Origin of the sequence: Paenibacillus xylanilyticus, assembly GCF_013359935.1 — a bacterium.
Taxonomy (GTDB): Bacteria; Bacillota; Bacilli; order Paenibacillales; family Paenibacillaceae; genus Paenibacillus; species Paenibacillus xylanilyticus.
The window spans coordinates 405,422-418,902 of record NZ_JABMCB010000190.1; the positions used below are offsets into that span (position 1 = coordinate 405,422).

The 13,481-nt window shown below is 49.3% G+C and carries 11 protein-coding genes and 1 pseudogene; 4 read left to right on the forward strand and 8 right to left on the reverse strand.

Annotated features, from left to right (window positions below):
* Window positions 1–97 precede the first annotated feature (97 nt).
* Window positions 98–1,138 (reverse strand): LCP family protein, encoded by a 1,041-nt coding sequence (locus HP552_RS18790; RefSeq protein ID WP_312884312.1) that lies wholly within the window; start codon window positions 1,136–1,138, stop codon window positions 98–100.
* A 112-nt stretch (window positions 1,139–1,250) separates the two neighbouring features.
* Here HP552_RS18790 and HP552_RS18795 point away from each other — a divergent pair, with 112 nt between their 5' ends.
* The gene (locus HP552_RS18795; protein WP_175396922.1) at window positions 1,251–2,225 is read left to right on the forward strand and encodes an aldo/keto reductase; all 975 of its coding nucleotides are present in this window, start codon (window positions 1,251–1,253) and stop codon (window positions 2,223–2,225) included.
* Window positions 2,226–2,358: 133 nt separating this feature from the next.
* Here the strand turns inward: HP552_RS18795 and HP552_RS18800 are convergent, their stop codons facing one another.
* From HP552_RS18800 to HP552_RS18810, 3 genes are all read right to left on the reverse strand, one after another.
* A complete protein-coding gene (locus tag HP552_RS18800) occupies window positions 2,359–2,814 on the reverse strand; it encodes a MarR family winged helix-turn-helix transcriptional regulator (RefSeq protein ID WP_175396923.1) in 456 nt (151 codons plus the stop codon).
* Between the two features lie 81 nt (window positions 2,815–2,895).
* Window positions 2,896–3,573: a TIGR00266 family protein gene (locus HP552_RS18805; protein WP_175396924.1), complete on the reverse strand. Its 678-nt coding sequence runs from the start codon at window positions 3,571–3,573 to the stop codon at window positions 2,896–2,898.
* The gene (locus HP552_RS18810) at window positions 3,570–3,968 is read right to left on the reverse strand and encodes a winged helix-turn-helix transcriptional regulator (RefSeq protein WP_175396925.1); all 399 of its coding nucleotides are present in this window, start codon (window positions 3,966–3,968) and stop codon (window positions 3,570–3,572) included. The genes HP552_RS18805 and HP552_RS18810 overlap by 4 nt, the downstream gene beginning before the upstream one ends.
* A gap of 185 nt (window positions 3,969–4,153) precedes the next feature.
* Between HP552_RS18810 and HP552_RS18815 the strand changes: the two genes are divergently transcribed.
* Both HP552_RS18815 and HP552_RS18820 read left to right on the forward strand, forming a co-directional pair.
* Entirely contained in the window at window positions 4,154–5,341 is a 1,188-nt protein-coding gene (locus HP552_RS18815) for an MFS transporter (RefSeq protein ID WP_175396926.1), read from the forward strand.
* A 222-nt stretch (window positions 5,342–5,563) separates the two neighbouring features.
* Window positions 5,564–6,409: an aldo/keto reductase gene (locus HP552_RS18820; protein WP_175396927.1), complete on the forward strand. Its 846-nt coding sequence runs from the start codon at window positions 5,564–5,566 to the stop codon at window positions 6,407–6,409.
* A 155-nt stretch (window positions 6,410–6,564) separates the two neighbouring features.
* Here HP552_RS18820 and HP552_RS18825 read toward each other — a convergent pair whose 3' ends face one another.
* The 3 genes from HP552_RS18825 to HP552_RS18835 all read right to left on the reverse strand — a co-directional run bounded on the left by HP552_RS18825 (window position 6,565) and on the right by HP552_RS18835 (window position 11,664).
* On the reverse strand, window positions 6,565–8,664 hold the full coding sequence (locus HP552_RS18825; protein WP_175396928.1) for a glycosyl hydrolase family 18 protein: 2,100 nt from the start codon (window positions 8,662–8,664) through the stop codon (window positions 6,565–6,567).
* On the reverse strand, window positions 8,665–10,242 hold the full coding sequence (locus HP552_RS18830) for a chitinase (RefSeq protein ID WP_175396929.1): 1,578 nt from the start codon (window positions 10,240–10,242) through the stop codon (window positions 8,665–8,667). It abuts the gene before it with no gap.
* A gap of 390 nt (window positions 10,243–10,632) precedes the next feature.
* Window positions 10,633–11,664 carry a pectinesterase family protein gene (locus tag HP552_RS18835; RefSeq protein WP_175396930.1) on the reverse strand — a complete coding sequence of 344 codons (1,032 nt, stop codon included), beginning with the start codon at window positions 11,662–11,664 and terminating at the stop codon, window positions 10,633–10,635.
* A gap of 167 nt (window positions 11,665–11,831) precedes the next feature.
* Here HP552_RS18835 and HP552_RS18840 point away from each other — a divergent pair, with 167 nt between their 5' ends.
* Entirely contained in the window at window positions 11,832–12,611 is a 780-nt protein-coding gene (locus HP552_RS18840) for an ABC transporter ATP-binding protein (RefSeq protein WP_175396931.1), read from the forward strand.
* 119 nt (window positions 12,612–12,730) lie between these two features.
* On the opposite strand, the pseudogene HP552_RS18845 reads toward HP552_RS18840, so the two are convergent.
* A pseudogene (locus HP552_RS18845) lies at window positions 12,731–13,458 on the reverse strand (class I SAM-dependent methyltransferase).
* Between the last annotated feature and the right edge of the window lie 23 nt (window positions 13,459–13,481).

Consider the following 13,481-nt stretch of genomic DNA (forward strand, 5'->3'; position numbering starts at 1 on the left):
ATTTATCCGCCTATATTTCATTACTACACAGCAAAAACCCCGGAAGCCATTCGCCTCTCGGGGTTTACATCAGAACTATTTTACAATCCGGACAGCTCTAAGCCGCTTCGTTCTCATTCGCTGACTCTGGCTCCATAATATCGGTAGCATCCGGATCCAGCCAATTGCTCAGCATGGTCCGCACATGCTGCAGATCGTCCTCCGACAGATCATAATACCATGTGCCACTGCGGGTTGCGCCTTCACCCTTCAGCATGTAGTTGCTGATCGTTGGCGCGCTGTCTTTCATATATAAGGACTCGGCAAAGTTCACGATGAAATCCGAGCTCATATTCGTTGTAAAATTCGATCCGGCAATCTTGATGACGTCCGGGATCTTGGTCAGATTTTTGACCTCTAACGCACGATTCATGAATGCACTTAAGAAAATCCGGTGACGCATCGTCCGGTTAAAGTCGGAGTCCTCCCGGTATCTTACATAACCCAGCGCTTCTTCGCCGCTATAGATGGGTTTGTTCGCTTCCACAAACAGCTTCTCATGACTTTTGAGTTTGTTCTCAATATTTTTCTTAATCGGCAGTTCAACGCCGCCAACCGCATCAACAATATCCTTAAGTCCGTTAAAATTAATCGCGGCATAGAAGTCCACTTTGTTTCCCAGCAAATTCTCCACCGTATCCATTGCCATCTTGGCTTCGCCATGGGCATAGGCTGAATTAATCTTCGACTTCACATCCCGCCCGACAATCTCGGTATAGGAGTCTCGCGGAATGGACAGCAGCAGCACTTTATTGTCGTCCGGACGCACGACGGAATAGATCATTGTATCCGAACGGCTTGGTTCATTATCCCGTTGATCAATCCCCAGCAGCAGCAGCGAGAACGGATCGGTATGTTGCACTACAGGGGCTTCCGCATCCTGGTCTCCAACCGGCTTGTAGGAATCGTCCAGCGCTTCCTTCACCGTACCTGAGGCAAATAGTTCAAATGCCAGCAGGACAAGCTGTTTTTGGTAGACATATCCGAGTCCTCCCAGCACGATCAGTACACTAAGGGTAATGATTAGGGGTTTCTTCCATCTCTTCTTCGGTTTCTTCGGCTTCCGGCGGGTTAAATGTGCAGCACTGTTATCCATCATGTCTCCTTTAATAACGGGTTCTTAGAATCATTTAACTATATTAATAACACGTTTTCAATAGATTACGTTATAATCTGCTATACAAGAACTGACACAGAGGGAGCGATGAAAAATGGAATATCGACGTTTGGGCAATAGTGGTTTGCGTGTATCTGCACTTGGACTCGGTACGAATGCCTTTGGCAAACGCGCGGATGACGAGGCTTCGACACGTATTATTCATGCAGCGCTGGATCAGGGAATCAACTTTATCGATACCGCCAACATCTACGCCGGAACCGAATCCGAACGCATTATTGGACAGGCCCTGCAGGGTCGGCGGGAAAACGCAGTGCTTGCCACCAAAGCCGGACTTCCCCGGCATGATGGTCCTCATGGGCGGGGTTCCTCCCGCTATCATTTGCAGCAAGAATTGGAACAGAGCCTCCGGCGTCTGCAGACGGATTACGTGGATCTGTATCAAATTCACACATTTGATCCGCATACTCCGCTGGAGGAAACCTTGCGAACACTGGATGACATGGTCTCCTCTGGTAAAGTTCGCTATATCGGCGCCTCCAACTATGCAGCCTGGGAACTCATGAAAGCTCTCGGCACCAGTGAATTGAAAGGGCATGTGCGCTATATTTCCACTCAAACCAGCTACTCCCTGGCAGATCGTACCCCTGAGCTTGAACTTGTACCAATGTGCTTGGATCAGGGCGTCGGCATCATCCCGTATTTCCCGCTCGCAGGTGGCATTCTGACAGGAAAATATAAGGGACAAGCAGGCATTCCTTCCGGCTCCCGTGCGGATACCGATCCATCCTTCAACCGGTTCCTGCTGGAGCATAATATCAGATTAGGAGAGCAGGTAAGCGAGAAAGCATCTGAATTCGGTTGCTCTCCAAGTGTTCTGTCGCTCGCCTGGCTGCTGGCTCGTCCAGCCGTTTCAACGGTTATTGTTGGCGCCACGCGTACCGAGCAGCTTGAGCATAACCTGGCTAGTTTGAACCTGGAGCTCACGCATGACATGATCGCAGAGTTGGATCAACTTAGCGACTCGTTCCGTCATGGTGAGCCTTTTGCCTCGTATCGACTGAATTAAAAAAATCAATAAAAAACCTCCCGGCTCATGGTCTTGGAGGTTTTCAATGTTGGTATGTAGCAGGTGTCAATTCATCTCACCTTGCTTCGCTAGGTATATCATTTTTATAAGCATGACAGCATCACTCAATTTATTATTCCGATTTATTTTTGATAAACTCTCGCATGATGTCCATATACTCTTCCTTACGATCACTTACCAGGTCAAAGAATTGTCTGTCGGCCTCTTCAACAAGCTGAATTCCCTGATTGGCCAGTTCCGTGCCTTCCGGCGTTGTGGTAATAATGTTCGCACGGGTATCGGTTCGGTGCCTACTGCGATGGATCAATCCCCGCTTTTCAAGCGCTCTAAGAACCTGGGAGGTCACATTCACATCCACGTTGGCAAAATGCGCAAGCTGAACCTGGGTAACGCCTTTCCCTTCTGTGTCCCTTTCATTCAGCCATAAGCAGCCATGCAAAAGTACAAATTGCGGCGGAGTTAGTCCCAATGGATCAAGCGCCCTGCGCACTTCTTTCTGCCACATCGTTGTGACCTGCCACAGCAGGTGTCCTGGACTTTCGTGTGCATTTTTATACTGTGAACTCATCTCGTTAATTCCTCCATCACTGTTGCCTTGAGACTTCTTTTATGCTTTGCACTCCAGAGAAAACAGAATGCTGTCTAATCGTTAACGTGAAGGGATGAATTGCTTCACCCATTGTCCGAACCCCTGCGGATTGCGGCTCTGGATCAGGACCGTGCCCTCACCTCTGAATCGGCATACCAGCCCTTCACCACTGGTTACACTGGATAACCACCCCTGCGATGCTTTTTCGATATGATACTCCATATATTGGGGCCAGGCAACCAAGTGCGCGTTATCTACAATTACTTCTTCTCCTGCTGCCAGATGAATGGCATGAATGGCACCGTAGGAAGACAGAAATACCGTGCCTTTCCCGCTGATCTCAATGATGAAGAAACCCTCTCCCGAAAAGAGTCCCTTTTTCAAATTCTGCATTTTGCTGTTCACCTGGATACCTTCTGTCCCGGCCAGAAATCCATCCTTTTGTACATAAAGCGAATAGGAACCATCCAATTCAACAGCTTCCACATCCCCCATGCTGGTAGGTGACAGCAAAATCTCTGCAGGCCCTCCTGCAGCGGTTAACTCCTGAAAAAAGAACTTCTCACCACTGATCATTCGTCCGAATCCGGCAAACATGCCGCCTTCTGCGGATCCTTTCAGCTGAACCGTTGGTGTCATGGATACCATGGCACCACTCTCTGCCTTGAATCGTTCTCCACGCTGCAAGCGAACCTTGAGCATGGCAAAAGCACCCTCATGCAATATCTCATAATTCATTGCTTGATCAGCTCCTTGTTCTCATCCGAATCAAAATGGTTTAATCCATTGTCCTCCAGCACGGCTGCTTTGTCCCCATACTCCTTCACGATATGCTGCTCTCCCCAATTGCATAGTGCATTAAGAATAGGTTCCAAACTTTGTCCATACTCACTCAGTTCATACTCTACCTTAGGTGGGACCTGGTTATAGACGATCCGATTCACGATACCGTCATCTTCAAGCTCACGCAGCTGCTGCGTCAACATCTTTTGGGTAATGGCGGGCATAATACGCTTAAGATCGCTGGTGCGTTTTTTGCCGTGCGTAAGATGACAGAGAATGACACACTTCCACTTGCCACCGATAACCTCAAGCGTAGCCTCGACCGAGATATTGTATTTTTTTCTGATCATAATATGCTTCCTCCCCTAATGGATTTGAATTGTAATCAAGCAAAGCTATATAGGCACCAAAAAGTACGTATGGTACTAAAAAGTACGTATGGTACTAAAAAGTACGTACTATTCATTTTATACCGAATAATTCATAATAGCATTTGCCGGTACGTAAATCTACATTCTGGGGAGTTGAGCAAGACATGTTACAAGATTCCAAACTCAGCACGTGGGCGCTGCTGGCGCTCGCCATCAGTGCGTTCGCCATCGGCACCACAGAATTCATCAGTGTTGGGCTGCTGCCCCTTATTGCGGGTGACCTGGGCATTTCCGTCACTACAGCGGGATTGACCGTTACTTTATATGCTTTGGGTGTGACATTCGGAGCGCCCATCCTGACCTCATTAACTTCAACCGTGTCACGCAAGACACTGTTGATGGCCATCATGGTGGTTTTCATTGCAGGTAACACGATGGCCGCACTATCCAGCGGCATTACATTGCTGCTGATAGCCCGAATCATTTCGGCACTGTCACACGGGGTATTTATGTCGATTGGTTCCACCATTGCGGCTGATCTTGTGCCTGCAAACCGCCGCGCCAGCGCGATTGCCATTATGTTCTCGGGACTGACCATCGCCACCGTCACCGGGGTACCCCTCGGTACACTAATTGGTCAACACTTAGGCTGGCGCGCTGCCTTTATTCTCATCGTTGTCGTGGGCATCATTGCATTGATCGGGAATATGATACTCGTTCCTTCCACCCTGCAGCGTGGAACACGCACGGCATTCCGCGACCAGCTGAAGCTTGTAACGGGTGGACGACTGCTGCTTGCCTTTGCCATTACAGCTGTCGGATATGGAGGTACATTTGTTGTCTTTACCTACCTGTCCCCGCTTCTGCATGACATTAGCGGATATTCCGAGAAAACCGTAGCAGCCATTCTGCTGTTATACGGGATCGCCATTGCCATTGGTAACATTATCGGCGGCAAAGCGGCCAACCGTAATCCGCTGAAGGCACTATTCTATATGTTTATCGTTCAGACCATCATTCTGGGCATACTGTACTTTACCGTCCCATTCAAGCTCGCAGCATTACTCACCATTATCGGAATGGGTCTGCTGGCCTTCATGAATGTACCTGGTCTACAAATGTATGTCGTGACACTTGCCGAACGGTATGCTCCTCAGGCTAAAGATGTGGCATCTGCCTTCAATATCGCTGCCTTTAACGCAGGTATCGCCATAGGTGCATATTTGGGCGGGGTCATCACCGATTCCATTGGTTTGGTGCACACGACATGGGTCGGTGCAATCATGGTTCTTGCTGCTGTACTCCTTACGGGATGGGCAAGAGCATTAGAGCGCAGGTCGCCTGCTGCATAATGGTCTGAATAAAAACAGGAAAGTTCGAAACACTGCGTTTTCAGACTGCTCAGGTTCGTGGGTTCATAACCCTGGTTTAAGGGAACCGGTTTCACATGGTATTGTATTATACTATAATACGTTGAGCCCTATTTAATCTACCCTGATTTAATTTTGCAGGATCAGATTAATGTTATTCGAGAATCACTAAACAAATTATGATATACACTAGGAGGACATCTCATGACAGCACAACATTTACAATCCACAGTCGCTCTGCATAACGGCGTTCAAATGCCTTGGTTTGGACTTGGCGTATTTAAGGTAGAAGAAGGTTCAGAATTAATAGAGGCAGTCAAAAAAGCGATCCAGCACGGCTACCGCAGCATTGATACTGCCGCAATATATGGCAATGAATCCGGTGTCGGACAAGCGATTGCCGAAGCATTGAAAGAGAACAACCTGAAACGTGAAGAATTGTTTGTGACATCCAAAGTATGGAACGCAGATCTTGGATATGAAGAGACACTCGCGGCTTTTGATACGACACTGAACAAACTGGGACTGGAATACCTGGATCTGTATCTGATTCACTGGCCAAAAGCAGGCAAATACAAAGGTGCATGGAAAGCGATGGAGAAGCTGTACGAAGCAGGCCGAATCAAAGCCATTGGCGTAAGCAACTTCCAGATTCATCATCTTGAAGATCTAATGCAGGATGCAAAAGTGAAACCGATGGTTAACCAGGTGGAATATCACCCTCGTCTTACTCAGGTGGAGCTCAAAGCCTTCTGTGAAAAGCATGGCATTCAGCTTGAAGCATGGTCACCGCTGATGCAGGGTCAGCTGCTGGACAACCCGGTAATCACTGAGATTGCTTCGGCCAAAGGCAAATCCGTGGCACAGGTCATCCTGCGTTGGGATCTGCAGAACGGTGTCATTACCATTCCGAAATCCACCAAGGAACATCGGATTGTGGAGAACTCTTCCATCTTCGACTTTGAATTGTCCAACGATGAGATGAATCGGATCAGCGCTCTCAATGAAGATGTTCGTGTGGGACCAGACCCGGATAACTTCGAATTCTAAAATGAAACACATATAAGCCTCCATACTCCTCGCCATATTGCGGGAGTGCGGAGGCTTTTTCTGATATGGACATATCATACTACTCTTATAGAGAAGCATAACCACAAAGAGGCCACTCCTGTGGCCGGGAGTGGCCTCTGCAATCACCTATTTAACTATTGAAGCTGCCACAACGCGGCAACATTGGAAGGTTCCCACCCCGGTAAGGAGGTATGGGACTGCAAACATTTATACGTCTTGCCGTTATACGTCACCAGCTGCCCTACCGTGTAGGCCGTATTAGCCTGCCAGGCGGAAACGCCGGGATTCGTCGTACTGGCAGCAGTTTTCACGGTCAGAGCACTGCTTGCAGCAGACACATTACCCGCAGCATCCTTTGCTTTCACCGTAAATGTATACGAGGTATCGGCCGCGAGCCCGCTAATTGCTGCCGTCGTTCCGTTGACAGTTGTCGCGAGCACCGATCCGTTGTACACCTCATACACCGTTACACCAACATTGTCAGTGGATGCCGTCCAGCTAAGCGTTATGCTGGAGGAGGTTTGCCCCGTCGAGACAAGGTTCGTTGGCGCAGTTGGTGCCTGCGTATCTCCTCCTGGCTGAGCTGTAGTGCTTACGGTTACGCTATTACTGGCTGCAGACAGATTACCTGCCGCATCCTTTGCTTTTACGGTAAAGGTATAGGAAGTGCCCACTGCAAGTCCATTGATGGTTGCGGTCGTTCCGGTAACGGAAGTCGCAAGATTAGCGCCATTGTAGATGTTATAACCGGTAACGCCAACGTTATCCGTCGAAGCGTTCCAGGCCAAGGTTACCGAGCTTGCCGTCACTCCTGTAGAGCGGGCATTGCCCGGTATGCTCGGTGCTGTCTTATCTGCGGGTGGAGTTGTGCCCCCGGTAGACAGATCCGATTTCAGCTTGTTTTGCAGTGTCTTGTTGCGGTCACCGCTTAGCTCCCAGAACATCGCCCCGCCAAGTCCCTTGCTCTTGATATAAGCAGTCTTATGCCCGATGGACTCCGCATCATCATAGCTGATAAAACGCTTGTTGGAGGCATTATAGAGATATGGCACTTTGGCTGTATCGTTCCAGTAACGCGTATACCCGTTTTTGTTAATGTAATTGGCCTCCAAGTCATAGAAGTCAAAGGAACCTGCTTCCCAAGTCCCTATGGAAGAACCACCCGAGCACGTCTGGTACTGGCCGTTATTGGCCTGTGCGCATCCATCCCAGCCGCGGCCGTAAAATGGAACCCCCAGCACCAGCTTGGCGGCCGGTACGCCTGCATTCAGATGACCTTGTGCTCCGGCAGTCACGTTAAAGGTATCCACGTCCGGTATTCCGGCGTTTGCAGCTGCAGGGTCGGCATTCAAAGGTGCATTGTGTGCGCTGATTTTCTGCCAAGCCCCGTTAAAATCATATGTCATGATGTTAATCCAATCGACAATGGAGGCGATGTTCGCAAGCTCCGTATTGGCAGCATAGGTTGGAGATGCTCCACTGGCAATCGTAAGCAGGTACTCTTTGCCGTCAACGGCTTCTGCCGCATCCAGCTTTTCGCGGATTTTGCTTAGGAGCAGGGTATAGTTCTGCTTATCTTCAGGACGTTTACTGTTACCGTCGAGCCCGCCTGATACCGGGTATTCCCAGTCGAGATCCACCCCGTCAAAGTTGTATTTCCGCAGGAAATCGACGGCAGAGTTCGCAAAGACCTCACGGGTTGCTGCTGTCGCGGCTACATCGGAGAAGCGGTTGGACCACGTCCATCCTCCAACGGAGATGATCGTTTTCAAATTTGGATTGATCTGTTTCAGCTTGTTAAGCTGATTGATATTCCCTGCATAGGGCTGATCCCATGTGTCGCCTGCAAATTGTTTGCCTGTATCAATCCATGGATCGCCAAGCACAATCGTTCCGTTCGGCACATTGATCGGCTGGCTTTTCTCATCCTGGCAGCTCCAGGTCACGGGATTGGGTCCTGAGGGATCCGGATTCCCATGAATCCCGTTCCAGCAAATATCGGCAAAGGCATAGTTGATATGCGTCACTTTGCTGGGATCAATATCGGTTACATTGTAGCTTCTTCCGTACGCAGCCCAGGCAGGATAGTAACCGACAATTTTATAACCATCTGCGGCTTCAGCCGTTCGTGATTGGAGCGTAAATGAAGGGATTATGACAGATAAGAGCAGGGACAGACCGAGGAAAAACTTTGCAGTTTTCTTAAAAACAGCGTGTGCAGTTATATTTGGCATTTAGTACACAGCCTCCTTTGTCATTTGCGTGCTAAAACCATTCAGGAAGGAACGATGGGCGTTCGAGAACTGATTGTTTGTATACGCATCCCAGTTAATGGACCAGGTCATAATGCCCTTAAGGTCCGGATAACCTGCTGGCTGGCGCAGGGTATAGGAGCCGCCGTATGATACACCTTGGATCAGATAATTTAAAGCCTTCTGAAGCTCGGCTGGTGTTGCATATCCTCCTCCTGCCGCCTGCTGGGATGCCGGTACACCAATCGCAATCTGATCTGGACGCAAAGGGCCAAAGAATGAATTGGCATTTCCGCCTACATTAAAGCCTTGAAGCAGCATCTCGGCCATGGCAACATGGAAATCTGCTGTTCCTTGAGCATAGGAGCGTCCATCAAGCCCTACCATGGAACCACTGTTATAGTGCTGTACGTGGAGTAAAGTCAGATCATTACGCAAGGCATGAATAACGGGAAGGTATGCTCCCCAAGGACCGCCATAAGACAAATAACCACCCTGAACATAAGCCGTCTCCGGTGCAGCCGTAAGTATAAAATCACCACCGAAATGCGACTTGACCGCCTTCACACCCTGAATAAGATTAACGATCTTGGGTGTTGTCGGATTACGGAAGTCGGTATCCCCTGCATTCAGAGACAGGGAGCTTCCTTCAAGGTCGATATCCAGGCCGTTGAAGCCGTAAGTCGAAAGGATGGATTTCAATGACTCCTCGAACTGCTGCTTCTTGCCTGCATCCGTGAGCTCAATCGTGCCGTTTGCTCCTCCCATGGAAAGCAGCACTTTTTTTCCCTGGCTCTGAAGGTAGGCAATATCTGATTTAAATTCAGCTACGGTGGCGTTATAGGGAGTAAATGCAAGGGTGCCGCTTCCGGGTGAAACCGGTTCGGCAAAGGAGACATTAATAATGTCGTACGCTGTGGACACGTTGCGAAGTCTAAGATTGGTAGAGCCATTGTCGAAGTTGTGCCAGTAGCCAATTAGCCATTTGCTGCCGATTGGCCCCGGATTAGGAGCTCCGGTGGAAGTCGTTACGCTGAGGGTATTGCTTACAGCGGACACATTGCCTGCAGCATCTTTTGCTTTTACTGTAAAAGCATACGTAGTGCCGCTCGTCAGCCCGCTTATTGTAGTCGTTGTAACTGTGGTACTCGCCACGAGAGCACCGTTTCGGTACACATCGTATCCGGTTACCCCCACATTATCCGTGGATGCATTCCAGGTAAGCCGGACCGAGGTCTCGGTAACAGAGGATGAGGTTAAGCCTGCAGGGGCCGAAGGTGGGGTTGTATCCGGACCTGGCGTCTCTCCTCCTTCGCCGGGGCCATCCCCTACATATGTCCACAGTGCAAGGACTTGAGGAGGCTCCCATCCGGTCAAAGCCGTATGGGACTGAATGCATTCATACGTTTTGTTTTGATATGTTACTAGGTCTCCCTTCTTGTATGCGGTACCTGCCTGCCACTCGGCGGCGGCGTCTGCTCTCGGTGCAAACCACGAAATGATCAGAAGAAATGCCAAAGCGATTATGATAACCGGGCGGAATCGAACAGCTTGATTCAAGCAAAATCCCTCCTGTATTCAGCTTGTTTTCACCTTCCTAAAGCTTCACGGATGCACTTACATGTGATCTGCGACGATAAGAGCCTGAACCAATAATCTATATATACGTTTTTGCTCACCCCTCTCTCTTGGCATCGGACCTTCCCTTGGCTCGTGTTTTTAGAATATGACATCCAGATTTTACAGGGAATTTACAGATCCTCATCTGTATTTAATCAGTAAAATGCAAATGAGATAAGGGATAAATTATTCTTTTGGGGGGCGAAAAATTTAACATGACGCAAAAAAAAGGCCGTCTGCCAAGTCCATGAAGGACTTGAAAGACGGCCTTGCAGCAGGTTCCTGCCATAAAGATCAAAGGCATGAACCCCAGAATCCGAATCAATAAGGTTAGCTAAAGGGAAGCCAGCCATCTGTGCCGGAGAGGATGTGAGACACCGTATACTCGGATGCCTGCTGTTCATTCAGAATGGTTGCCCACGGCACTCGCCCTGTTCTACTCCCTGCTCCCGGACCGGTACTGTTATATTCAGCGTACACCGCGCTGGCTTCCGCATCGGGCTTGTTCCAGTTATGCCAGCCCTCCTCCTTCACATGAGCACCAATCCAGCAGTTCAGGAAACACACCTTGGCATGATTTCGCCACGGCCTGCCGAGATATACCGATTGCGGAGGTGCATTGCTGGTAAGAGCACAATCGATGAAGACATAACCGTAACGGACGTCTTCTGGTGTAGAGGCCGCAGTAATCCAGCCATTCACCTTCTCCTCTGCTGCAGCATGATCAGATAAACGATTCTTGGCAAAGATTTCACAATCCTTGAATACGGCTGTAGCGGAGCCAAAAATAAAATCAATGTCACCTTCGATGTAACAATCCTCATAATACTGACGCAGTCTCCGGCGCTCCGCACCATCGCGCGGCCCTCCGAAAGAGGCCCGATCCATCGGCTGTTCCGGCAGCGGCCCGGTGAAGATGGTATCCTGATGACCGATAAAGCGGCAACGGCGGAAAGCTGCCCGGTCCCCATCCACATACACGGCAAGGGCCTGCCCAACATCCTTGCCGGGACCGGCGGAATTGACGAAGGAAAGCCCCTCTGCCGTAAAATCATCCGCGCCGATAAAAGCCGTATAGGAATGAAAGGTATAATAGAACTCCCCGTCAGGGAACTTCTTCAGCGCGTAATCATCATACGAAATAACCGTTTGGTCCGCTCCCTCACCGATCAGATGAACCATCGGCTTCTCAATGTGCAGCTTTTCATAATAGATCCCTTGCTTGATACGAACAATGGTCTTCTCGGCACATGGGTCTGGTATGGCCTCAATCGCAGCCTGAATCGAAGTGAAATCACCGCTTCCATCCGCTGAAACCGTATAATATCGGGTACCCTTAACTCTGGATATAGGCTCTCTCATGACAATTGGCCTCCTTATTTTAAAGGTCTGCACACGGCATGATGAATACGTTTACACAAAATTTCCCCCATCTTAGCAAAGTCCAAGTGGCTTGACAACATTAAAATACCTGTGACTACAATACAATCAGGATATACCACGGATAACGCGGAAGGAAGGAATACGCCATGATTATTGATGTACAACATGTGACTTGGAAAAGAGGACCGATCACCCTGCTGAATGATGTCAGCTGGCGTTTCAACGATGGAGAACACTGGGCGCTGCTCGGCCTGAATGGATCCGGCAAGACCACGCTGCTCAACATGATCACCGGTTACCTCTGGCCAACCGATGGTACGATATCGGTACTTGGACATCAGTATGGGGATGTGGACCTGCGCGAGCTGCGTAAATCCATTGGCTGGGTCAGCTCTTCTCTCCAAGAAAAGCTGCATGGCACAGACCGTACCCAATATGTCGTAATTAGCGGCAAACATGCCACGATCGGATTGTACGATAAACTTTCGGATGAGGATCTGGATCAGGCCCGGGAACTGATGCGTACGCTCGGCTGTCAGCATCTGTGGGATCGCGAATATCGTACCTGTTCTCAGGGTGAGAAGCAGAAACTTCTTATTGCCAGAGCTCTCATGGCGAATCCGCGCGTTCTCATTTTGGACGAGCCCTGCAATGGGCTTGACCTGTTCTCCAGAGAACGGCTTCTGGAGAGTATCAGCGAATTATCGCAGCGACCGGACTCTCCTTCCCTAATCTACGTGACCCACCATACCGAAGAGATCCTGCCTGTGTTCAGTCACAGCCTCCTGCTGCGGCGGGGTGAGGTCGTGAATAGCGGGTTAACCCCCGAGGTGATGAACGCTGAAGTGTTGAGTGACTTTTTTGAAGCACCTGTGGATGTGGAGCGACATGGAGAACGCGTCTATGTGAGGGCTGCGGAAAAATAACAGCTCCTTCTGTACATATACACAGTTAAGCACAGAAACAGCCCAAAAAAACTTATCCACATGTGGACAGTTTATTGGGCTGATTTGTGTTATTAGATCTATCCACAGCCTGCTGTGTGTTATTTACGTGCAGATAGGAATAAAAACAGCGGAATTCGCTGTCTGCGCAGATAGGTTTCCTCATTCACGAAATATTGGCGCTGTGGTGTAGACTCTCGCAAATGCTCCACGTGGAACCCTGCCTTTTGTAAGGCCATATAATATGATTCAATGGAGCGGTGCATCTTTTTCACGGAACCCCCGAGCCATTGCTGCTCACGATATCCCTCCACAAAATACTGATCAACAATCCAATTGGTTCGCGTCCCGGAGGGCTGCAAAGTGGATGTAATGACCGGATGTTCCACTGAAAACACGAATCTTCCATTGTCTTTCAATGCGCTGTATATGCTGCGGAACAAAGTATCCGTATCCTCTATGTAATGGATAGCCAATCTGGATATAGCCAGATCATATTGATTCGCTGGATACGTCCAATCTTCCATAAATGCATGCTCAATCTGCGCATTCATGCCCTTGACTGTTTCCTGAGCTGTACGGAGCATATTTTTCGAACCCTCAATACCAGTGTACTTCGCACCTCGATGATCTGAATCAAGCAATTCAGCCCCAAATCTCGCATCTCCGCAGCCCAGATCAAGAATGCTTTTGCCTGCTACGTCTCCGATCAGCTCCAGCATGACGGGCTTTTCCAATGTATCGTTGGCATTCTCCTGCCACTGGGGCGTTCCATATACTTCTCGAAGTTAGCCTCTTGATCATAAAAATCCGATCCCCGTTCACTCATTGCACAACCCTCCGTTTCTATTC

Excerpts from the sequence above, each read along its gene's own strand:
- HP552_RS18790 (WP_312884312.1), bottom strand. The coding sequence starts at position 1,138 with ATGATGGATAACAGTGCTGCACATTTAACCCGCCGGAAGCCGAAGAAA.
- HP552_RS18795 (WP_175396922.1), top strand. The coding sequence starts at position 1,251 with ATGGAATATCGACGTTTGGGCAATAGTGGTTTGCGTGTATCTGCACTT.
- HP552_RS18800 (WP_175396923.1), bottom strand. The coding sequence starts at position 2,814 with ATGAGTTCACAGTATAAAAATGCACACGAAAGTCCAGGACACCTGCTG.
- HP552_RS18805 (WP_175396924.1), bottom strand. The coding sequence starts at position 3,573 with ATGAATTATGAGATATTGCATGAGGGTGCTTTTGCCATGCTCAAGGTT.
- HP552_RS18810 (WP_175396925.1), bottom strand. The coding sequence starts at position 3,968 with ATGATCAGAAAAAAATACAATATCTCGGTCGAGGCTACGCTTGAGGTT.
- HP552_RS18815 (WP_175396926.1), top strand. The coding sequence starts at position 4,154 with ATGTTACAAGATTCCAAACTCAGCACGTGGGCGCTGCTGGCGCTCGCC.
- HP552_RS18820 (WP_175396927.1), top strand. The coding sequence starts at position 5,564 with ATGACAGCACAACATTTACAATCCACAGTCGCTCTGCATAACGGCGTT.
- HP552_RS18825 (WP_175396928.1), bottom strand. The coding sequence starts at position 8,664 with ATGCCAAATATAACTGCACACGCTGTTTTTAAGAAAACTGCAAAGTTT.
- HP552_RS18835 (WP_175396930.1), bottom strand. The coding sequence starts at position 11,664 with ATGAGAGAGCCTATATCCAGAGTTAAGGGTACCCGATATTATACGGTT.
- HP552_RS18840 (WP_175396931.1), top strand. The coding sequence starts at position 11,832 with ATGATTATTGATGTACAACATGTGACTTGGAAAAGAGGACCGATCACC.